This window comes from Streptomyces sp. NPDC046712 (assembly GCF_040645695.1).
In the GTDB taxonomy this organism is placed as follows: domain Bacteria; phylum Actinomycetota; class Actinomycetes; order Streptomycetales; family Streptomycetaceae; genus Streptomyces.
The window spans coordinates 153,166-174,252 of the sequence record NZ_JBEYYW010000002.1 but is presented as its reverse complement, the minus strand read 5'-3'; the positions used below and the strand labels follow the sequence as shown (position 1 = coordinate 174,252).

Sequence of the window (21,087 nt, the reverse complement as noted above, 5' to 3'; positions counted from 1 at the left end):
CGGACCCTGCGGCGTACTCGACGCACGCCCGCCACAGGTCGCGGCGTTACCCTGACCCCTCTGGAGAGGCGGCCGGGAGGGGTGGCGTACGGGTGGATCCGGTGTCCGGGGAGGCGTCCCTGCTCTCGCTGCTCGGCCTCGACGCCGAACAGGACAGTGTCTACCGGCTCTTGGTGGACCGGCCGGACAGCGAACCCGCCACCCTCGCTCACCCCACGGCGGCCCCGGAGACGGTCCTGCGAGCCCTCACCGGGCTCGTCGAGAGCGGTCTCGCCAGCGCCGAGCGGGACGGGGACACCGTACGGTACCGGGCGGCCTCCCCCGTCCTCGCGCTCGCGCCGCTCCTGGAGTCGCGCCGGACCGCCCTGCACCGCGTCGAGCACTTCGTCACCGAACTCTCCGAGCGGCACCGAGCCGCCCACGCCCGGACCTCCGGCGCGCCCGTCGAGGTCCTCTCCGGCGCGGCGGCGATCCGGCGCCGCCTGGTCACGATGCAGCGTGAGGCACGGCACGAGGTCCGCTCGATGGTCCCGGCGATGCGGGCGGCCGCTGTCATCACGTTCGAGGACAACTTCGACGAGGCCGAGAGGGACTCGATGCGGCGGGGCCTGACCCTGAGGTCCGTCGTGGCGCGTTCCTGGCTGGAGGATCCGAACGCGACGAACTGGCTCGCGAGGCTCGCCGCGGACGGCCAGCGGATCGTGGTCATCGACGACGTGCCGATCAAGCTGATCATCATGGACGGGGAATGCGCGCTGCTCCCGCTCGATCCCGAGCGGGACGAGACGGAGGACCCGGTGGCGCTCGTGGTGCACCGCAGCGGTCTCCTCACGGCGCTGATGTCGCTCTTCGAGCAGTACTTCGAGAAGGGCTGGCGGGTCAGCACGGCGTCCGGGGAGGAGAGCCCGGCGGACGATGCGGGGCGGCTCGACCCGGTCGACCGGCAGATCGTCGCCCTGCTCCACGTGGGTCTCACCGACTCGGCCATCGCCCGCCAGCTGGGCATGGGACACCGCACCGTCCAACGGCGCCTGCACGCCTTGATGGAGGCGGTGGGCGCTGCGACCCGCTTCCAACTCGGCTGGCATGCCGCCCGGTCGGGCTGGCTGGACGACGGCACGACCCGTCCCCCGACCGCGTCACCCGACCGCGTCACCCACGCCCTGACAGGCCCTCATGTCACCGCCCAGGCGGCGCTTTTACGCCTGGGCGGCTTCGCGCCACAGCCCATCCCTTGTAAGCGGAACCTTTAATACCGAACGATCGACCCCATCCATCGCGAGGGCCACCAGCCCTCGCGTACGTGTGTGATGGGGAGACTTCGTGAGAACACAACGGATCCGTCGGATCCTGGCCGCCGGCGTCGTCGCCGCGGCAACCGGTTCAGTCCTGTTGACCCGGACGCCTACCTCCTCGACCCGTCGCTCGACGAGGACCGGATCGTCTTCACCCGGATCACCGCCGACTCCATCGGCGTCTACACCGCGGATGACAAGGGCCAGGGCGCGATCCGCCGGCTCGTGGACGGCCCGGGTGACGAGATGGAGCCCGTGACCGACGACGGCCGGCTCGCCTACGTCAGCAAGCGGGACGGCGAGTCCGACATCATGCTGCGGGACCGCGACGGCACCACGGTCAACCTGACCCCGGCCCCGGGCACCACCGCCGCGCGCCTGGCCATGAAGGACGGCACGGTGGCCTGGCGGGACGGCGACAACGACCACATCAGCGTGTACGACATCGCCACCGGAGCCTCGCAGCGCGTGCGGATCCAGTCGTTCGTCTTCGGTGAGGCCACGGACATCCAGCTCACCGGGGACCGGGTCTTCTGGCGCGAGACCACCGCGTTCCTCTTCCGGAGCGACACCTTCTGGTCGGCTCCTCTGAGCGACCTCACCCAGAAGAAGAGGATCGGCACTCCGTCCACGACCTACGGCGGCCAGTTCTCCGTCAACGAGCAGTACTTCGCCTACTCGACGTACGACCCCAGCGGTGCCCTCGGCGCCTGGACCGGAAAGATCGGCAAGGTGAACGTGGCCCCGCTCGCGGACGTGGTGGGCGGCACTCCGACGTACAGCAGGGTCTCCTGCTCCTCCGGTATGCAGCTGTCCCCGCAGCTCGGCGACGGGCAGCGGACGGTCTGGCTGGACACGACGGCCGCGTCGACGGACGTCGTGACCCGGAACTCGTTCGCGGGCACCTGCGCGCAGTAAAGGCGAGGGCCCGAGCGGTACGGACGACAGCGTCCGTACCGCTCGGGCCCCGCCCCTCTCTCAGCCCTTGTCGAGGACGGCCATGTCCGCCGCGTCCACACCACCGAAGCGGCGGTCCCGGGAGGCGTACTCGACGCAGGCCCGCCACAGGTCACGGCGGTCGAAGTCGGGCCACAGCACGTCCTGGAACACCATCTCGGCGTAGCTGCTCTGCCAGATCAGGTAGTTCGAGGTGCGCTGCTCGCCGCTCGGGCGGAGGAAGAGGTCGACGTCCGGCATGTCCGGGTAGTACAGGTACTTCTGGAAGGTCTTCTCATTGACCTTCGACGGGTCGAGCCGGCCCGCCGCCACGTCCTCCGCGATCTTCTTCGCGGCGTCGGCGACCTCGGCGCGGCCGCCGTAGTTCACGCAGAAGTACAGCGTCATCGCGTCGTTGTCGACGGTCTGCTCCTGCGCGACCTGGAGCTCCTGGACGACCGACTTCCACATCTTCGGCATCCGGCCCACCCAGCGGATACGGATGCCCAGCTCGTCCATCTCGTCACGCCGGCGCCGGATGACGTCCCGGTTGAAGTTCATGAGGAAGCGGACCTCCTCGGGGGAGCGCTTCCAGTTCTCGGTGGAGAAGGCGTAGAGGGAGAGGTTCTTGACGCCCATCTCCAGGCAGCCCTTGAGCACGTCGAGGACCACGCCCTCGCCGACCTTGTGGCCCTCGGTGCGCGGCAGGCCTCGCTCCTTGGCCCAGCGGCCGTTGCCGTCCATCACGCAGGCCACATGGTTGGGCACCAGCTCGGCGGGGAGCTTCGGCGGACGGGCACCGGAGGGGTGCGGCTCGGGGACCTTGTACTCCCGGCGCTGCCGTCCGAGGATTCCGCGTCGTGCGATGGCCATGCGATGGATCTCCTAGCTCTTCTCTACGTACCGCAGCGAGCGCAGGCCGCGCTCCAGGTGCCAGTGCAGATAGGCGGACACCAGCCCGCTCCCTTCCCTGACGTGACGCGGCTCGCACGCGTCCGCAGTCTCCCAGTCGCCGGTGAGCAGCGCGCTGAGCAGGCCGATGGCCTCCGGAGAGGGTACGACGCTGCCGGGCACCCGGCAGTCGCCGCATATGACGCCGCCCGCCGCGACCGAGAAGAACCGGTTGGGTCCGTGGAGGCCGCACTTCGCGCAGTCCTCGAAGCTCGGCGCGTAACCGTTGACGGCGAGGGAGCGCAGCAGGAAGGCGTCGAGGATGAGGTGGGGCGCGTGCTCGCCCCGGGCGAGCGTCCGCAGACCGCCGACGAGCAGCAGGTACTGCTGCACGGCGGGCTCGCCCTCGTTGTCCGTGAACCGCTCCGCCGTCTCCAGCATCGCCGTCCCGGCGGTGTAGCGGGCGTAGTCGGTGACGATCCCGCCGCCGTACGCGGCGATGGTCTCGCTCTGGGTGCAGAGCGGAAGCCCGCGCCCGACGAGATCGCTCCCCCGTGCGAAGAACTGCACGTCGACATGAGAGAAGGGCTCGAGCCTCGCCCCGAACTTGGACTTGGTCCGCCGCACGCCGCGCGCTACGGCGCGTACCCGGCCGTGACCGCGCGTGAGCAGCGTGATGATGCGGTCCGCTTCACCCAGCTTCTGGGTGCGCAGCACGATGCCGTCGTCGCGGAACAGACTCATGGACCCCATTCTCCCGTACGGGAGAGAGCCGCCGGGCCCGGCCCCGAAACCCGACCCGACGGCTTCGGCCCCGCCGGAGCGGCACGGCACCAGGGCCCGCCCCACCCGCACCGGAGGCCCTACTGTGCGTACGCATCCCGACGGCCCTCACGGACCGCTGATCCCTTCCCCCTGGCTCACCCCCGATGCTCTCCGCGCCGTCGTGGCGAAGATCGCTCCGACGGAGGCGATCGCCGAGACCTGCTACGCCCGAGTCGCCGCCTTCACGGCACCTCTCCGCGGCTGCGCGCGTTCGCGTGCGCGGTCGCCGCGCGCAGACGCTCGGCCGAGGTCGCCTCCCGGACCCCTTCCGGCTCCGCGTCCCACTCCCGCCCGCCGCCGAGCGGCCGCAGCTGGACGTACGGGCCCTCGTGCCCCATGACCGTGCCCACACGCCCGGTGCGGATCTCTACGACATACGACCCGATGGGCAGTTTCATGACCGGCCCCCTTCTTCCCCCGGCAGTACGGCGGCGGCCAGCCGACGCGCCGTTTCCACCGTGCAGCGTCCCAATTCGATGAGCGGCCGGGGCTTGTCGGAGGCGAGGGTGACGGCGTCGAGCCCGAGGGAGGGGAGCACGATTCCCGCCCGTACGAGCGCCTCGCGCAATTCCGTCACCGCCTCACTCGCTTCTTCCACGGACCCCGTTGTCGACCGCGTGCTGTGTTCCTTCACCAACGCATCCCTTTCCGAATCCATTTCCCGTTTACCGCACCCAGGGTGGTACCGGATCCGTAGAATCGGCAGATGCGCAGGTCCTACAACTGCATGGCAGCGTTGGGGAGTTAAGCCATGGCCAAAGCAAGGCGACAGGACACGTGGCGGTTCTTCGGCCAGGAGCTGAAGGCGCAGCGGGAAGCAAAGGGGCTGACGCAGGGAGAGCTGGGCGATCGGGTGTTCGTCTCGGGCGGATACATCGGCCAGTTCGAACAGGGAATCCGAAAACCGCAACTGGACGTGGCACAGCGAATCGACGACGTCCTACAAACCGGCGGTATTTTCGAACGGACGTGTCGCAAACTCATCAACGCCTCGCCGTACGCGTCCTATTTCGAGCCGGTGGTGGAGTTGGAGGCGGTGGCGACGAAGATCTGCGAGTTCGCGCCGGCGGTGATGCCGGGGTTGTTGCAGACGGCGGAGTACGCGCGGGCGGTGACGCTGGCGGCGAACCCTTTCGCCACAGAGGCGTACGTCGAGGAGAAGGTCACCGCGCGGGTGGATCGGGCGCGAATCCTCAAGGACGCTACAAGGCCCGAGTATTGGGTGATCGTGCATGAGAACGCGCTACTGACGCCGGTGGGTGGGGCGGGGGTGATGGCGGCGCAGCTAGAGCACTTGGCAGCGCTGACGCGCGAGCGTGTGGTGCTGGTGATGGTGCTGCCGCGCACGGCCGGAGCGTACGCCTCCATGACCGGCTCGCTGAAGCTCATGGAGTTCGAAGACGCGCCGCCAACCGCCTATACAGAGACGTCGTTTTCGGGGACTTTGCTGGACGATCCGGCAGTGGTGAAGCGGGTACAGCGCGCCTACGATCTGCTCAGGGCCGCCGCGCTGTCGCCGGAGGCGTCCCTGGCCCTGATCGACTCGGCGGCGGAGGACTACAGACGATGCGCGAGTACGACCTGAGCAACGCCCGCTGGTTCAAGAGCTCGTACAGCAACGGCGAGGGCGGAGACTGTGTCGAAGTCTCGTACGACTTCACCGCCGCATGGCGCAAAAGCTCGTACAGCCACGGCGAAGGCGGCAACTGCCTCGAGGTCCTCGACAACATCCCCGGCGTCGTCCCCGTCCGTGACTCCAAGAACCCCCACGGTCCCGCCCTCGTCGTCCCCGCCGGCGCCTGGGCCGCCTTCGTGGCCGGGGTCAAGGGATGACCACGCGCTCGCTGCGCACTCCCCCTAAGCCCATCAGTGCAGGTGAGAGGACCAGGGGTCCGGCCTGGGCCCTGGTGGCCCTCGGCCCCGCACTCGGGGCGCTCATCGCCATGAGCGTGCTGGTCGTCGTCGGCGGAGAGCCGGGCGCGCTCGTCCTCTCGGTGCTGATGGGGATCGTGGTCCTGCCCTTCAACGTGGTGAGCGCCTACTCGATGGAGCGGGCCTACCTGATGTGGCGCCTTCCCAGCCGCGGCATCACGGTGATGGCGGTCCGCACCAGTCCTCACGGCAAGTCGGGGACGTACGAGTACACGGACCGGAGCGGCGCGTCCCACAGCTATTACCGGCAGGCGTACGCGAGCGCGATCGAGATCAGCTACGACCCTGACGCCCCCGGCACGGTGATCGGCGTCTATCCCGTTGCCGCGCGCGTGCTGGTCACGCTCCTGTCCCTGGGCCTGTGGGCCGGGACGATCGGCCTCGCCGCCCTGATGATCCTCATGGGCCTCGGCATCTGAGCGCGTCGGCGACCGCGACCGGGGACTGTCCCGGCGGACCGGCCCGCCCTACGATCCCGATCATGTCGATCATCGCGTCCATACCCGTACTCAAGGGCCACGGCGGCACCGCCCTGAGCGCAGTCAGTGAGGGCCTGATACTGGAGCGCCCCCGCGAAGAGCTCACGATCCCCGGCCAGGCCATCGCCCGGGTGCGGGCCGAAGGGGGGTCCGTCGCCGTCGAACTGCGGGCCCCGGGCGGGGCCGCGCCCGCGGTCCACCGGATCGAGGGCGTGAGCGAGGCCCGCGCCACCGCCTTCGCCGACGGCGTGAACTCGCTGTTGCTCGAGCCGGACGAGGAGGTCGACGGCGCCACCCTCGTCGTCCTCAGGACCATCAGGACGCGCTGGCACCAGAGGCACTTGCGACGGTTCATGTGGTTCATGCTCGGCTGCCTCGGGGCGATCGTCGTCCTGTCCGTGATCGCCGGAGTGACGGGAGGCGCCATCTACGTCGTAGGCACCGTCATGATCGGGCTCTTCACGGCCGCGGCCCTCGGGGCCGGCCTGTTCGAGATGGGGGCATGGCTCCACAGGCGGCGCGTGCTCAGGCACGGCGTCAAGGACTTCGCCCGACCGGCCAACGTGCCGGGGACCTACCTCTACGTCGACAACGCCGGGATGACCCGCACCGTGTCCCGCTTCGACTCCGGACCGTACGTAGAGGTCGCCTACGACCCGAAGGACCCGGCGGACGTCTTCACGCTGAGGTCGGGGTTCATGCAGCGCCTCAGCATCTCGGCGGGGACGTTCCTCTTGTTCTGCGGGCTCGGCGGCGTGGCGGCGCTGGCCGTCGTGATCGTCGAGGCCCTCGCCGACAGCGGGTCCTAGTCCGGCTTTGGGAAGTCATAAGTGCACCTTATGAGCTCATAGACCGGGGGCGGGTACCGCTCCGCGACAGGCGTTATTTAGGGTGACCTAAGTGACGACAGCCATCGTCGTCACGTCGCTTGCGAAGGGAACCTGACATGCCCCGCCCTCTCCGGGTCGCGATCGTCGGCGCCGGCCCCGCCGGGATCTACGCCGCTGATGCGCTGCTGAAGTCCGAGGCCGCCGCCGAGCCGGGCGTGTCGATCGACATCTTCGAGCGGATGCCGGCCCCCTTCGGCCTCATCCGCTACGGCGTGGCACCCGACCACCCCCGGATCAAGGGCATCATCACCGCCCTGCACCAGGTCCTCGACAAGCCGCAGGTCCGCCTCTTCGGCAACGTGAACTACGGCACCGACGTCCACCTCGACGACCTGCGCTCCTTCTACGACGCGGTCGTCTTCTCCACGGGCGCCATGTTCGACCGCGAGCTGCGCATCCCCGGTGTCGACCTCGACGGCTCCTTCGGCGCCGCCGACTTCGCCTCCTGGTACGACGGCCACCCGGACGTCCCGCGCACCTGGGAGCTGGAGGCCGAGAAGGTCGCCGTCCTCGGTGTCGGCAACGTGGCCCTCGACATCGCCCGCATCCTCGCCAAGACCGCGGACGAGCTGCTGCCGACCGAGATCCCGCCGAACGTCTACGACGGTCTCAAGGCCAACAAGGCCGTGGAGATCCACGTCTTCGGCCGCCGCGGCCCGGCCCAGGCCAAGTTCAGCCCCATGGAGCTGCGCGAGCTGGACCACTCCCCGAACATCGAGGTCATCGTCAACCCCGAGGACATCGACTACGACGAGGGCTCGATCGCCGAGCGGCGCAAGAACAAGCAGACCGACATGGTCGCGAAGACCCTGGAGAACTGGGCGATCCGCGACGTCGGCGACCGTCCGCACAAGCTCTTCCTGCACTTCTTCGAGTCCCCCGTCGAGATCCTCGGCGAGGACGGCAAGGTCGTCGGTCTGCGCACCGAGCGCACCGAGCTCGACGGCACCGGCAACGTGACCTCCACCGGCCAGACCACCGACTGGGACGTCCAGGCCGTCTACCGGGCCGTCGGCTACCTCTCCGACGAACTGCCCAAGCTCCCCTGGGACACCGTCAGCGGCACCGTCCCGGACGAGGGCGGCCGGGTCATCGAGGAGGGCGGCGAGCACCTGGCCTCCACGTACGTCACCGGCTGGATCCGCCGCGGCCCCGTCGGCCTCATCGGCCACACCAAGGGCGACGCCAACGAGACGGTCGCGAACCTGCTCGACGACTTCGCCAACGGCCGCCTGCTCACCCCCGAGTCCCCGGAGACGGACGCGGTCGTGTCCTTCCTGGAGGGCAAGGGCATCACGTACACGACGTGGGAGGGCTGGTACGCCCTCGACGCCGCCGAGAAGGCGCTGGGCGAGCCGCAGGGCCGCGATCGCGTGAAGATCGTCGAGCGCGAGGACATGCTCCGCGCGAGCAACGCCGTCACCCCGCGGTAGCACTCGGCCGGACCAGGCCCGACTCGTAGGCGACGATGACGAGTTGGGCCCGGTCCCGGGCCCCCAGCTTGCCCATGATCCGGCTGACGTGGGTCTTCGCGGTGAGCGGCGACAGGCCCAGGTTCTCCGCGATCTCGGTGTTGTTGAGGCCCCGGGCCACCAGCACCAGGACCTGGCGCTCGCGCTCCGACAGCTCCCCCGGCCCCCCGGTCTCCGGGGTGTCCGGGCTCGCGAGCGCACGGGCGATCAGCCGGGCCGTCGGACCCGGCGAGAGCAGGGACTCCCCCGCCGCCACCGTGCGGATCGCCGCGAGGAGTTCGGCCGGGCGGATGTCCTTCACCACGAAGCCGGACGCGCCCGCCCGCAGCGCCTCCATCACATGCTCGTCCGTGTCGTACGTGGTCAGGACCAGCACCCGCACGCCGGCCAGGTCCTCGTCCGCGGCGATCAGCCGGGTCGCCGCGATCCCGTCGAGCTCCGGCATCCGGATGTCCATGACGACCAGGTCCGCCCGGGCCGAACGGGCCAGTTCCACCGCCTCCTTGCCGGTCGCGGCCTGACCCACGACCTCCATGTCGGGCGCCGAGTCGACGAGCATCGCGAACGAGGCCCGGACGAGTGTCTGGTCGTCCGCCAGCAGGACCCGGATCGCGCTCACGCCATGACCTCCCGTGTCTGCAGCGGCAGGGCCGCCGTGACCTCGAAACCCCCGCCGGTGCGCGGGCCCGCGCTCAGTGTGCCGCCCACGCTCCGGGCGCGTTCGCGCATCCCGAGGATTCCGTAGCCGGAGCCGCCCGTACCTCCCCCTACGCCCTGGCGGGCGTGGAAGGAACCCCAGGGGGAGGATCCGTCGTCCGTGACCCGTACGGTCAACACCTCGTCCGCCAGGCCGACATCGACCCGTACGGCCGCGTCCGGCCCCCCGTGCCGTACCGCGTTCGTCAGCGACTCCTGCACGATCCGGTACGCCGCCGCGCCCACCGCCGCCGGCACCCGCGCCTCCCCCGTCCGTACCGTCAGCTCCGCGCCCGACGACCGTACGAGATCGGGCAGCGCCGCCAGGTCCGGCAACGGCCCCTCCGGGGCAGCGCGCAGCACGTCCAGCGTCGTACGGACCTCGGCGCGCGCCTCGCGGCAGGTCTCGGCTATCCCGTCGAGCGCCTTGGCGATCGCCTCCCGGTCGAGCCGGTCCGGGTCGGCGACCAGGACGTGCGCGGCGACCGAGGTCTGGACGCCGATGAGGGTGATCGAGTGCGCCAGGAGGTCGTGCAGATCGCGGGCGATCCGCAACCGCTCCTCGGCGACCCTCTGTTCGGCCTCGCGCTCCGCCCGCTCCACCATGCCCGCCACCAGCTGGCGGTAGAGCCGGATGCTCGCGCCGAAGACGAGCATCGCGATCACCCAGCCGGAGACCCGCAGCATCTCGGCTATCTCGTGCGGGTTGGCGAACAGTTGGGTGGTGAGCGTGACGGCGGTGACCGAGAGGCCGACGATCAGCGTCCGCAGCGGACGGCCGTTCGCCGCGACCGTGTAGAGCGCGGTCATCGAGGCCGGGATCGGCGCCAGATGCATGTAGTCGAGCGCGTGGTACGGAACCACGAACCCGACCACGACGAGCAGAACCGGCAGCGGGTGGCGCCGGCGCCAGGCCAGCGGGACGTGCGCGGCGAGCAGCAGCGCCCAGCCGAGGGCGTCCGGCCTGCGGCCGTCGTCGGTGGTCAGGGCGAGCACGGTCGCGACGACCGCGAACACGGCGGCGGCCGTCGCGTCGCACCGCACCGGGTACGGGGCGGCCAGCGGGTCTCGGGTCAGAGCTGCTGCGAAGTCCACGGGGTCCATCCTCCCTGTGGGCGGGGGCCGTTGACAGTCCGGGACGGCCCCCGCCCTCCCCTGATCACACCCGTACGGGAGTCCGCTCCGGACCCTGACCGGCGGCCGGCTGCGGCGCCTTGGCCAGCGGACCGGGCCACCACACCTTCCGGCCGAGCAGCACGCTCGCGCTGGTGACCAGGTAGGTGCGGACCAGGAAGGTGTCGAGCAGGACGCCGACCGCGATCACGAAGCCCAGCTCCGCCAGCTGCACCATCGGCATGTTGATCAGGACCCCGAAGGTGGCGGCGAGGACGAGTCCGGCCGAGGCGATCACCCCGCCGGTGGTGCGCAGAGCGGTCAGGGCCGCGGCCCCGGGTTCCATGCCGCTCAGGCACTCCTCCCGCATCCGGTGCATCAGGAAGATGCCGTAGTCGACGCCGAGGGCGACGAGGAAGACGAAGGAGAGCAGGGCGAGGCCGGGATCGGTGCCCTCGAAGCCGAAGAGCGACTCGAAGACGAGTCCGCCGATGCCGAGGGACGCGCCCCAGACGGCGACGACGGCGCCGATCAGGATCAGCGGGGCGACCAGGCTGCGCAGCAGCACGATCAGGATGATCAGCACGGCGGCGAGGACGAGCGGGACGACGATGTTCCGGTCGCGGGCGTTGGTGTCGGTCAGGTCGAGCTGCTCGGCACTGGGCCCGCCCACGTACACGCCGTCGCCGAGCGCCTGCCGCAGCTCCTTGATGGTCGCCGTCTCGGCCGCGGACTGCGGCGGATGGGCGGCGAGGACGGAGATCTCGGTCCAGCCGTCGCCGCTGCGGCCGCGCTCGGCGCTCGCGACGCCTTCGGTCGCGAGGGCGGTCCGCAGCGCGCCGGGCACACCGGCGGTCGGGGCCACGACCGTGATCGGCTGGGTGCCCATCTCGGGGTACGCGGCGGCCAGCGTCTTCATCGCGGCGACCGCCTCCGGGGTGGAGGTGAAGGAGTCCTCCTGCTTGAGGGTGCCGGGCAGGTTGAGCGCGCCGAGGGCGAGTGCGGCCAGGGTCGCCGCGCCGGTGAGCAGGACGGCGAGCGGCCGGCGTCCCGCGGAGCCGCCCATGGCGGCGAAGAGGGAGCGGCGCGGGGCCTTGGGCTCGCTCCCGTACGCCGGGACCAGCGGCCAGAACACCCGGCGGCCGAGCACGACGAGGAGGGCGGGAAGCAGCGTCATCATGGCGACCAGCGCGCACAGGACCCCGACAGCCGCCGTGGGGCCCATGCCCCGGCTGCTGTTCATGTCGGCGGCGAGCAGGCAGAGCATGCCGACGGCGACGGTGCCCGAGGAGGCCAGGACGGCGGGGCCGCAGCCGCGCAGCGCGGCGAGCATGGCGTCGTACGGGCGCGGGACGCGGCGCAGTTCCTCGCGGTAGCGGGCGACGAGCAGGAGGGCGTAGTCGGTGCCGGCGCCGAAGACGAGAATCGTCATGACGCCGGTGCTCTGGCCCGAGACGCTGATGTCGAAGCCCTGGTGGAGGCCGTAGGTGACGGCCATGGAGAGGTAGTCGGCGATCCCGGCGACGACCAGGGGGACGAGCCAGAGGAACGGGCTGCGGTAGATGATGATCAGGAGGATCGCGACGACGGCGACGGTCGTGTAGAGCAGGGGCCCGTCGAGGGAGTTGTAGACCTCGCTCGCGTCGGTGGCGAGGGCGCCGGGTCCGCCGACCTCGCCGGTGACGATGGCCCGGATGTCGTTGACGAAGGCGTCCCTGGCCTCCTCGTCCTGCCCCGGTTCGGTGCTGGAGACCGCGTAGAGAAGAGTCGTGCCGTCCTCGGAGGGGACGGGCCGCGGGGTCGCGGTGAGCGGGTGCTCGGCGGCGACCCGGGTGACCTCGCGGGCGGCGGTGGCCTTGTCGGCCGGGGTCAGTCCGCCGTCGCGGTGGTAGACGAGGACGAGGTCCGTGGAGTCGCCGCCCGGCAGCTGCTCGGTGATCTTGGCGACCTGGGTGGAGTCGGCGCTCGCGGGCAGATAGTCGACGGCGCGGTCGCGCTGCACGTCGCCGAGTTTGCCGGCGAAGGGTGCGGCGATCGCGATGACGATCACCCACAGGGCGAGCACTCCCCAGGGGACGGCCCGCCGTCCCCTGCGCTCGCCGATGGTCCTGTTCGGGGCCCCCATGTCGGGCCTCCCTCCTGCGTCTGTCGTCCGGGTCGTTCCCAGACTCCCGTCGCGGCAGGGGGGATTCGTCGGCCCGGCGGTCGAGTTGCGGGCTACTGCCGGGGGCGGTGCGGCAGCGGTGTTACTCCCTGGGGAGTACCGGTCGGCCCCCGCGCGCGGTACGCCGCGGGGACCGGGCGCGGGCCGCCCGGACCGGTCCTACCCTGGAAGGACCGGAAAGGGGAGTGAGCGGCGATGGCCGTCCCCGTCGATGAGGCCCCCGCCGTCGAGCGGGCGCGGGACGCGGCGGCCCGGGAGTCATGGGCCGAGGCGTACGTGCTGCTGCGCGAGGCCGATCTGCATCCGTCCGTCGCCCTGGGCCCCGACGACCTGGACCTCCTCGCGGACGCCGCCTGGTGGACGGGCCATGTGGACGAGTCGGTCGCGGCCCGGCTGCGGGCCCACGCGGCGTACGTGGCGGCGGGCGACCACCGCGGGGCGGGTCAGGTGGCCTGGTGGCTGTACTTCGAGTACCGCTGCCTGGGGCGGCACGCGGCCGCGGCGGGCTGGCTGCACCGGTCCCGGCACCACCTGGAGGGTGAACCGGACTGCCCCGAGCAGTGCTTCCTCGCCTGGACGGACGCGGAGGAGGCCCAGGAGCATCACGACCCGGAACGCGCCCTGGCCGCCGCGCGGCGCATGGAGCGCCTCGCCCGCGACTCCGGCGACCCTGGCATGATCGCCCTGAGCCGACAGGCCCATGCCGCGGTCCTCCTCGCGAACGGCCGCCGCGCGGAGGGTCTTGCCCTCCTCGACGACGCGATGTGCGCGGTCACGGCGGGCGAGCTGAGCGGCATGTTCACGGGCTGGCTCTTCTGCCTGGCGCTGACCCAGTGCATGGAGGTGGCGGACTTCGGCCGCGCGGTGGAATGGACGGACGCGGCGATGGCCTGGTGCGAGGTCCCCTGGTCGCAGCACACGCGCCCGGCGAGGACGCCCGGCACCGCCAACTCCCTCGCCGCCCCCGCCCTCACCCCCGAAACCCCCGAACCGGCCACGGACAACCCCTTCCGGGGCCTGTGCCGGATCCACCATGTCGAGGTGCTCGATCTGCTCGGGGTGTGGGCGCTCGCCGAGGCCGAGGCCGAGCGGGTGTGTGCGGAGGTACTGGTGGACAGCCTGGAGGCGGCCGCCGGGGCGCATTACGCGGCCGGGGAGATCCGGCGCCGGCAGGGACGGCTGGGCGCCGCCGCCGTCTCGTACGCACACGCCCATGAGCTGGGCCGCCTCCCGCAGCCGGGTCTGGCCCTGCTCCGGCTGGCCCAGGGCAAGGCCGACGCCGCCGTCGCCGGCCTGAAGCTGGCCCTGGCCTGCCAGAGCGATCCGCAGCACGACGTCCTCGGCCGGGCCCGGCTGCTCGCCGCCCGGACCGAGGTGGCGCTCGCCGTCGGGGACCTGGACGGGGCCGCGGAGGCGGTCGCGGAACTGGAGGGGGTCTCCGGCGGGGCTCCGCTCCTGAGCGCCATGGCCGACACCGCCCGGGGCGCCCTCGCGCTCGCCCGCCACGAGCCGGCCCAGCGGCCGCTGCGCCGGGCGCTGGCCGGCTGGCTGGAGCTGCGTGTCCCGTACGAGGCCGCGCAGGTACGGATGCTGCTCGCCGCCGCCGACCGGGCCGCGGGTGACGAGGAGGCGGCCCGGCTGGAGCTGGCGGCCGCCCGGGCGACGTTCGAGCGACTCGGCGCGGTCCCCGACGCGCGCCGTGCGGCGGCCCTCCTGACGGAACGGCGCCGCCCGCTGCCCGGCGGCCTGACCGGCCGGGAGGCGGAGGTGCTGCGACTGGTCGCGGAGGGCGGCACGAACAGGGACATCGCCCAGGCCCTGGTGATCAGCGAGCACACGGTCGCCCGGCACCTGAACAACATCTTCGCCAAGCTGGACGTGACCTCCCGTACCGCCGCCACGGCCTACGCCTTTGCGCACGGTCTGGTCAGAACCCCGGCATAGGCCGTTTCGCCCATGCCCGCCCGGCGCTCCGATGTGGGTGGTTCCGGCGATGCCCGCGCCTGCCCCCGCGGCCTAGAACGGGGTCATGAACACCATGACCACGGAACTCCCGCTCGAATCGCTGGACACCCTGCGCGGCGCCGTCCGCGGCGAGGTCGTCGTCCCCGGCGACCCGTCGTACGAGGAGGCCCGCCGGGTCTACAACGCCATCCACGACCGCCACCCGGCCGTCGTGGTCCGCGCCGTGGACGCGGGCGACGTGATCGCCGGCGTCCTCTTCGCCCGCGACAACGGGCTGCCGCTCGCCGTCCGTGGCGGCGGCCACGCCGTCGCCGGGTACGGCACCGTCGACGACGGGCTCGTCGTCGACCTGTCCCGGATGCGCTCGGTCCGCGTCGACCCCGTGACCCGCACCGCCCGTGCCGACGGAGGCTGCACCTGGGGCGACTTCAACCACGCCACGCACGCCTTCGGCCTGGCCACCACCGGCGGGGTCGTCTCCACCACCGGCGTCGCCGGTCTCACCCTCGGCGGCGGCATGGGCAATCTGGCCCGCCGCTACGGGCTGAGCTGCGACAACCTCGTCCAGGCCGATGTCGTCACCGCCGAGGGCGCCCTCGTCACCTGCGACGCCGAGCGGCACCCGGACCTGTTCTGGGCGCTGCGCGGCGGCGGAGGCAACTTCGGCGTCGTCACCTCGCTCGTTTACCGCGTCCACCCGCTGTCGGACATCCTGGGCGGCGCGGTGTTCTATCCGCTCGACGCGGAGTTGGCCCGGCGCTGGCGCGACATGAACGCCGACGCCCCCGAGGAGCTCAACACGATCTTCGTCATCGCGCTCGGCCCGGACATGCCGTTCCTGCCGGAGCGCTGGCACGGCCGCCCGGTCTGCGCTCTGATGACCTGCTTCAGCGGCCCCGCCTCCGAGGACGAGAAGGTGCTCCGTCTCCTCGGCGAGCTGGGTCCCGTCATCGGCCGGTTCGTGGAGCGGATGCCGTACCCGGTGATCAACACGCTCTTCGACGAGCAGCTGCCGCCGGGCCTCTACCACTACTGGAAGGGGAACTTCAGCCGCGATCTCAGCGACGGCGCCATCGAGGTGCACATGCGCTACGGGGAGACGATGCCCTCGCTGGAGAGCGACACGGCCCTCTTCCCGATCGACGGTGCGTGCCACCGGGTCGGGCCCGACGAGACCGCGTTCGCCTACCGGGACGCCTCCTTCTCGGCCGCCTTCGGCACGACGCACACCGACCCGGCCGACAACGAGGCGAACATCGCCTGGACGCGGGCGTACGACCGGGACCTGCGGCCGCACACCGAGGAGGCCGGGTACATCAACTTCATGGACACCGACGACCAGGACCGGGTGCGGGCCAACTACCGGCAGAACTACGACCGGCTGCGGGCGGTGAAGCGCCGCTACGACCCCGGCAACCTGTTCCGCCTCAACCACAACATCGCGCCGTGACGAAAGCCGTCCGCTACAGGAGCGTCCTGGCGGTGGCGAGCAGCCGGGCGGTGTCGTCGGCGCACAGCGCCAGCGCGTTGCCGACCGTGTTGAGCACGTCCCGTTCCGCCGGGCTGTACGCCCCGTCCGCGAGGGCGATCCTGGCTCCCTGGAGCAGGATCGATTCGCGCCCGGAGGCGGCGAGGTGCGGGGCGAGCGGCTCCAGGGCCTCGTGGAGCTCGATGGCCAGGGCCGCGCCCCCGCTGCCCTCGTCGGGCAGGAAGCGGCCGGTGTCGGCCGCCAGCGCCTCGACGAGGTCGGTGAGCTGGATGCCCGTGCACTCGTCGAATCCGGCGGCGCGGACCGCCGCGACCGCGGTGTCCACCGCCGTACGGGAGGAGGCGCCGCCGGCCGCGAGAACGGCGAGGGCGACGGTGTGCACGGCGTCCCGCAGCATCGCGGAGAAGCGGCTCGTCGTCGGGTGGTCGAGGACGTCGGTGCCGAAGTGGGTGTGGCAGGCGGCGCATTCGACGACCGGTCCGGCGTGGCCGCGGGGCAGCACGGGGACGCCCAGGACCGCGAAGCGCCGACGGCCGGTGCGGCGGCGGTAGTTGCGGTCGCCGCCGCACTCCTCGCAGAAGAACTCGCCGTCGCCTACGGTGTTCCAGGAAGTGCGAATGCCGCAGATGCCCACTTTTCGACTACGTGACTCCCGGGCAGACCGCATGCCGCACCTCCCTTGACGAACCGGCAACGCTGCCGACGTGGGCGTGATGTTAACCACATCCGTGATGTGGCGTCAGCACCTCGTCGGCAGAACGCCACGGACATGGCCGAGACACGACGCCGCCAGGAGAGGCGGCCGCGGCGCTTCCGCACCGAGTACGCGACGAAACCACGCCCACGGCCACCACGGCCGCGGCGATCCCGATCACACCCGGCCCGAACGGGGATCCGGTGGTCGCCAGGTCACCCTCACTCGTGTTCGGCGCGAAGATCGAGTCAACCTGAAAGGGTGGCGGGATCACATGCAGCGGTGCCCCGCACCCCCTGAGGGGATGCGGGGCACCGGCTCGCGGAGCGTCAGCGCGCGGCGCGGTTGACCGCCGAGATGACGGCCTTCAGCGAGGCGCGGGTGGTGTTGGCGTCGATGCCGATGCCCCACAGGACCTTGCCGTCGATGGCGCACTCGATGTACGAGGCGGCCTGCGCGGAGGCACCCTCGCTCATCGTGTGCTCCTGGTAGTCCAGCAGGCGGGCGTCCACGCCGATCGACTGCAGGGCGGCGAAGAAGGCGGAGATCGGACCGTTGCCGGTGCCGCTCAGGACGGTGTCGGCGCCGTCGACGACCGCCTCGACGGTCAGCGTGTCGGTGCCGTCCGTGTCGGAGGTGGTCTGGCCGGAACGCAGCTGGATACGGCCCCAGGCGTTGTCCGGGTTCGGCAGGTACTCGTCCTGGAAGACGGACCAGATCGCGGCCGGGGTGACCTCGCCGCCCTCGGTGTCCGTCTTCTGCTGGATGATCTTCGAGAACTCGATCTGCATCCGGCGCGGCAGGTCCAGCTTGTGGTCGTTCTTCAGGACGTACGCGATACCGCCCTTGCCGGACTGCGAGTTGACCCGGATCACGGCCTCGTACGAGCGGCCGACGTCCTTCGGGTCGATGGGCAGGTACGGCACCGCCCACTCGATCTCGTCCACGGTCTTGCCGGCGGCGGCCGCGTCGGCCTCCATGGCGTCGAAGCCCTTCTTGATGGCGTCCTGGTGGGAGCCGGAGAAGGCCGTGTAGACCAGGTCGCCCGCGTAGGGGTGGCGCGGGTGGACCTCCATCTGGTTGCAGTACTCGGACGTCCGGCGGATCTCGTCGATCTGCGAGAAGTCGATCTGCGGGTCCACGCCCTGCGAGAACAGGTTCATGCCCAGCGTCACCAGGTCGACGTTGCCGGTGCGCTCGCCCTGGCCGAACAGGCAGCCCTCGATGCGGTCGGCGCCGGCCATGATGGCCAGCTCGGCCGCCGCCACCGCCGTACCGCGGTCGTTGTGCGGGTGGACGGACAGGCAGACGAACTCGCGGCGGGTCAGGTTCCGGGACATCCACTCGAACCGGTCCGCGTGCGTGGACGGCGTCGAACGCTCCACGGTGGCAGGCAGGTTGAGGATGATCTCGCGGCCCTCCTCGGGCTGCCAGACGTCACAGACCGCCTCGCAGACCTCCAGGGCGAAGTCCAGCTCGGTGTCGGTGAAGATCTCCGGGCTGTACTGGTAGCCGAAGACCGTCTCGTCGCCCAGCAGCTTGTCCGCGTACTCCATGACCAGCCGCGTGCCGTCGACGGCGATCTGCTTGATGTCCTCCTTCGAGCCGCGGAAGACGACCCGGCGGAAGGTGGGCGCGGTGGCGTTGTACAGGTGGACGGTGGCGCGCTTGGCGCCGACCAGGGACTCCACGGTCCGCTCGATCAGGTCCTCGCGGGCCTGGGTCAGTACGGAGATGGTGACGTCGTCCGGGATCGCGCCCTCTTCGATGATGGAGCGCACGAACGCGAAGTCGGTGTCGCCGGAGGACGGGAAGCCGACCTCGATCTCCTTGTAGCCCATGCGCACCAGCAGGTCGAACATCTCGCGCTTGCGGGCGGGGCTCATCGGGTCGATCAGGGCCTGGTTGCCGTCGCGCAGGTCGGTCGACAGCCAGCGGGGGGCCTTGGTGATGCGCTGCTCGGGCCAGGTGCGATCGGGGATGTGCACGGCCTCGTACCGGCCGTACTTGTGGATCGGCATCCCGGACGGCTTCTGCATCTGGGTGGCGTTGGTGATGGGCGTCGGGCGGCCAACGGGCTGGGACATTGCGTGGGGCTCCTCGGGTCCAGCGGGAGTGGAGGTCCCCCCTGCTCGAGCGAAGCCGAGAGCTTGGGGGAGGCCGACTGGTCGAACGCAACACCAGGTCCCGCGGGGAGGGGGTCGGCCTACGACTACAGGCCCTCGCCGCGGCAGCTAAGGAGAAGCAGCCCGAAACGCATGATGTGCCGCAGCCTAGCTCAAGGACGTCGGAGGCGGACGTCCTGTTTCAGTATGCGGGACGGGTCGGGCGTCAATACGAAAGAGTGACGAATCACTCCATTTCGCGGATCATGGTCGCCCCTAGTGACAGTTCCATGACCCAGTGCCACATTGCTGGGATGACCTCCCACGCGCACCACCCCGTCTTCTGCTCCATCGTGCCCCCGCACCTGCTGGAGCACCTGGCCCGTTCCGGGAACCCGGCGATCGCGGCCGCCGCCCGGCGCACGCTGGTCGCGGACGCCGCGGCCCGTACCGCCCGCGTGCTCCCCCCGGCCACCTCCGCCCTCTCCGCCCCGGCCGCGGAACCGGCGGAGTCCGCGCGCCCGCGGCGGACCATCTACGACGCCGAGCACGGCACCGAGCTGCCGGGCACGGAGGTCCGCGGCGAGGGACAGGAGGCCACCGGGGACGCCACCGTCAACCGCGCGTACGCCGGGCTCGGCGCCACCTTCGACCTCTTCCTGAAGGCCTTCGGCCGGGACTCGATCGACGGCGCGGGCCTGCCGCTGCTCGCGACGGTCCATTACGACCGGAACTACGGCAACGCCTTCTGGAACGGCGAGCAGATGGTGTTCGGCGACGGTGACGACGAGATCTTCCTCGACTTCACCCTCCCCGTGGACGTGATCGGTCACGAGCTGGCACACGGCTTCACCCAGCACACGGCGAATCTGGAGTACTTCAGCCAGTCGGGTGCGCTCAACGAGTCCGTCTCCGACGTCTTCGGCTCACTGGTGAAGCAGTACGCGCGCGGCCAGAGCGCCGCGGAGGCGGACTGGCTGATCGGCGAGGGGCTGTTCCACCCGAACGTGGAGGGGACGGCGCTGCGCTCGATGAAGGCGCCCGGCACGGCGTACGACGACGACGTCCTCGGCAAGGACCCGCAGCCGGGCCACATGGACGACTACGTCCGCACGAGCCGGGACAACGGCGGGGTGCACATCAACTCGGGCATCCCCAACCACGCCTTCTACCTGGCGGCGACCGAGCTGGGCGGCAACGCGTGGGAGCGGGCAGGCCAGATCTGGTACGACGTGATGACGGGCGGCACGCTGACGCCCGAGACCCGGTTCGCCGAGTTCGCGGCGGCCACGGTGGCGGCGGCGAAGGCGCGGTACGGGGACGGGCAGGAGATCCAGGCGGTGCTGAAGTCCTGGGCGGCCGTGGGCGTGCCGACGGACTGATAGACCTGAGGCATGCGTATTCGAGTGCGGCGCACCGGCGGTTTCGCGGGCATCGAGCGGTCGGCCGAGGTGGACACCTCCGGCCGGCCGGACGCCGGGGAGTGGCGCACGCTCGCCGTCACCGTCCTCCGGCAGGGCGACGGTGACGTCCGGAGCGTGCCGGACGGCTTCTCGTATGAGATCACGATCGACGGCGAGACGGTCCGCTGCGGGGACCCCCGCCTGACCGAGTCGCAGCGCGCTCTGATCACGAAGGTCCTGAACGAAGGCGCCTAGCGCGCCCTTCGGCGGGCGTCCCGCTCGGCGGAGGCGGCGGCGTAGTGGGCCTGGGCGGACATCGTCAGGGGGTCGTCCTCGCCGAGGACGGAGGTGCTCAGGAACAGCACCTTCCAGTAGAGCCGGATGGCCTTGCCCAGGTGTCCCACCGTGTGGTGGGCGAGCCCGAGGTTGTGGGCGGACGTGAGGGAGTCGGTGTGGGCCGTGCCGAGGACGCGCTTCTGCGCGATTGAGACGGCCGGCGGGGAGGTGCGGATGCCCCTCGCCCAGCACGCGCACGCTCGCGGCGAGGGCCTGCTCGAACAGGGGGATCGCCTTGTCCGGCTCTCCCCTCTGCAGATGGATGAGGGCGAGATTGCTTCGAGCGCCGCCTCCGGCCGGGCGGTCTCGGGCCGGGCCAGAAGCCGAGCTCGCGCAGCTGCTTCGGGACCCCTCTCACATTGCCGTCCTCGCACCGCTCGGCCCCGGGGGGCCGGACGGGCT

Annotated in this window: 21 protein-coding genes and 1 pseudogene; 11 read left to right on the top strand and 11 right to left on the bottom strand. The window is 71.2% G+C overall.

Annotation, left to right across the window (positions count from 1 at the left end):
• The first annotated feature begins 92 nt into the window (after window positions 1-92).
• A complete protein-coding gene (locus tag ABZ939_RS03085; RefSeq protein WP_361848380.1) occupies window positions 93-1,253 on the top strand; it encodes a helix-turn-helix transcriptional regulator in 1,161 nt (386 codons plus the stop codon).
• 57 nt (window positions 1,254-1,310) lie between these two features.
• Window positions 1,311-2,213 (top strand): hypothetical protein, encoded by a 903-nt coding sequence (locus tag ABZ939_RS03080; RefSeq protein WP_361848377.1) that lies wholly within the window; start codon window positions 1,311-1,313, stop codon window positions 2,211-2,213.
• A 60-nt stretch (window positions 2,214-2,273) separates the two neighbouring features.
• Here the strand turns inward: ABZ939_RS03080 and ABZ939_RS03075 are convergent, their stop codons facing one another.
• The 4 genes from ABZ939_RS03075 to ABZ939_RS03060 form a co-directional block, all read right to left on the bottom strand.
• Complete coding sequence (locus ABZ939_RS03075; protein WP_361849098.1) at window positions 2,274-3,098, bottom strand: isoprenyl transferase; 825 nt, start codon at window positions 3,096-3,098, stop codon at window positions 2,274-2,276.
• 18 nt (window positions 3,099-3,116) lie between these two features.
• A complete protein-coding gene (gene recO, locus ABZ939_RS03070) occupies window positions 3,117-3,866 on the bottom strand; it encodes a DNA repair protein RecO (RefSeq protein ID WP_361848374.1) in 750 nt (249 codons plus the stop codon).
• A gap of 263 nt (window positions 3,867-4,129) precedes the next feature.
• The gene (locus ABZ939_RS03065; protein WP_361848371.1) at window positions 4,130-4,345 is read right to left on the bottom strand and encodes a hypothetical protein; all 216 of its coding nucleotides are present in this window, start codon (window positions 4,343-4,345) and stop codon (window positions 4,130-4,132) included.
• Window positions 4,342-4,605, bottom strand: a complete 264-nt coding sequence (locus tag ABZ939_RS03060; RefSeq protein WP_361848368.1) for a hypothetical protein — start codon at window positions 4,603-4,605, stop codon at window positions 4,342-4,344. Before ABZ939_RS03060 ends, ABZ939_RS03065 begins: the two co-directional genes overlap by 4 nt.
• Window positions 4,606-4,698: 93 nt before the next feature.
• Here ABZ939_RS03060 and ABZ939_RS03055 point away from each other — a divergent pair, with 93 nt between their 5' ends.
• From ABZ939_RS03055 to ABZ939_RS03035, 5 genes are all read left to right on the top strand, one after another.
• Window positions 4,699-5,532: a helix-turn-helix transcriptional regulator gene (locus ABZ939_RS03055; RefSeq protein ID WP_361848366.1), complete on the top strand. Its 834-nt coding sequence runs from the start codon at window positions 4,699-4,701 to the stop codon at window positions 5,530-5,532.
• A complete protein-coding gene (locus ABZ939_RS03050; protein WP_361848363.1) occupies window positions 5,514-5,780 on the top strand; it encodes a DUF397 domain-containing protein in 267 nt (88 codons plus the stop codon). Before ABZ939_RS03055 ends, ABZ939_RS03050 begins: the two co-directional genes overlap by 19 nt.
• A 110-nt stretch (window positions 5,781-5,890) precedes the next feature.
• The gene (locus tag ABZ939_RS03045; protein WP_361848360.1) at window positions 5,891-6,298 is read left to right on the top strand and encodes a hypothetical protein; all 408 of its coding nucleotides are present in this window, start codon (window positions 5,891-5,893) and stop codon (window positions 6,296-6,298) included.
• 62 nt (window positions 6,299-6,360) lie between these two features.
• Complete coding sequence (locus tag ABZ939_RS03040; protein WP_361848357.1) at window positions 6,361-7,167, top strand: hypothetical protein; 807 nt, start codon at window positions 6,361-6,363, stop codon at window positions 7,165-7,167.
• 137 nt (window positions 7,168-7,304) lie between these two features.
• Window positions 7,305-8,681 carry an FAD-dependent oxidoreductase gene (locus tag ABZ939_RS03035; protein ID WP_361848354.1) on the top strand — a complete coding sequence of 459 codons (1,377 nt, stop codon included), beginning with the start codon at window positions 7,305-7,307 and terminating at the stop codon, window positions 8,679-8,681.
• On the opposite strand, the gene ABZ939_RS03030 is transcribed toward ABZ939_RS03035, so the two are convergent.
• The 3 genes from ABZ939_RS03030 to ABZ939_RS03020 form a co-directional block, all read right to left on the bottom strand.
• A complete protein-coding gene (locus ABZ939_RS03030; RefSeq protein ID WP_361848351.1) occupies window positions 8,668-9,339 on the bottom strand; it encodes a response regulator transcription factor in 672 nt (223 codons plus the stop codon). The genes ABZ939_RS03035 and ABZ939_RS03030 overlap by 14 nt on opposite strands.
• Complete coding sequence (locus tag ABZ939_RS03025; RefSeq protein ID WP_361848348.1) at window positions 9,336-10,511, bottom strand: histidine kinase; 1,176 nt, start codon at window positions 10,509-10,511, stop codon at window positions 9,336-9,338. The genes ABZ939_RS03030 and ABZ939_RS03025 overlap by 4 nt, the downstream gene beginning before the upstream one ends.
• 64 nt (window positions 10,512-10,575) lie before the next feature.
• A complete protein-coding gene (locus tag ABZ939_RS03020) occupies window positions 10,576-12,654 on the bottom strand; it encodes an MMPL family transporter (RefSeq protein WP_361848345.1) in 2,079 nt (692 codons plus the stop codon).
• Between the two features lie 234 nt (window positions 12,655-12,888).
• Between ABZ939_RS03020 and ABZ939_RS03015 the strand changes: the two genes are divergently transcribed.
• Window positions 12,889-14,637, top strand: a complete 1,749-nt coding sequence (locus ABZ939_RS03015) for a LuxR C-terminal-related transcriptional regulator (protein WP_361848342.1) — start codon at window positions 12,889-12,891, stop codon at window positions 14,635-14,637.
• A gap of 85 nt (window positions 14,638-14,722) precedes the next feature.
• A complete protein-coding gene (locus ABZ939_RS03010) occupies window positions 14,723-16,108 on the top strand; it encodes an FAD-binding oxidoreductase (RefSeq protein WP_361848339.1) in 1,386 nt (461 codons plus the stop codon).
• A gap of 13 nt (window positions 16,109-16,121) precedes the next feature.
• On the opposite strand, the gene ABZ939_RS03005 is transcribed toward ABZ939_RS03010, so the two are convergent.
• Both ABZ939_RS03005 and leuA read right to left on the bottom strand, forming a co-directional pair.
• Window positions 16,122-16,814, bottom strand: coding sequence for a TerB family tellurite resistance protein (locus ABZ939_RS03005; RefSeq protein WP_361848336.1), 693 nt, complete (start codon window positions 16,812-16,814; stop codon window positions 16,122-16,124).
• A gap of 356 nt (window positions 16,815-17,170) precedes the next feature.
• Complete coding sequence (leuA, locus tag ABZ939_RS03000; protein ID WP_361848333.1) at window positions 17,171-18,928, bottom strand: 2-isopropylmalate synthase; 1,758 nt, start codon at window positions 18,926-18,928, stop codon at window positions 17,171-17,173.
• A 332-nt stretch (window positions 18,929-19,260) separates the two neighbouring features.
• On the opposite strand from leuA, the gene ABZ939_RS02995 reads away from it, so the two are divergent.
• Window positions 19,261-20,328: a M4 family metallopeptidase gene (locus tag ABZ939_RS02995; RefSeq protein ID WP_361848330.1), complete on the top strand. Its 1,068-nt coding sequence runs from the start codon at window positions 19,261-19,263 to the stop codon at window positions 20,326-20,328.
• Between the two features lie 12 nt (window positions 20,329-20,340).
• Window positions 20,341-20,604: a protealysin inhibitor emfourin gene (locus ABZ939_RS02990; protein ID WP_361848327.1), complete on the top strand. Its 264-nt coding sequence runs from the start codon at window positions 20,341-20,343 to the stop codon at window positions 20,602-20,604.
• Here the strand turns inward: ABZ939_RS02990 and ABZ939_RS02985 are convergent.
• Together ABZ939_RS02985 and ABZ939_RS02980 are read right to left on the bottom strand one after the other, a co-directional pair.
• Entirely contained in the window at window positions 20,601-20,753 is a 153-nt protein-coding gene (locus ABZ939_RS02985; protein ID WP_361848324.1) for a hypothetical protein, read from the bottom strand. The two genes, ABZ939_RS02990 and ABZ939_RS02985, sit on opposite strands and share 4 nt — an antisense overlap.
• Before the next feature lie 112 nt (window positions 20,754-20,865).
• Window positions 20,866-20,958, bottom strand: a pseudogene (locus tag ABZ939_RS02980) (tetratricopeptide repeat protein); the annotation flags it as partial.
• Window positions 20,959-21,087 lie beyond the last annotated feature (129 nt).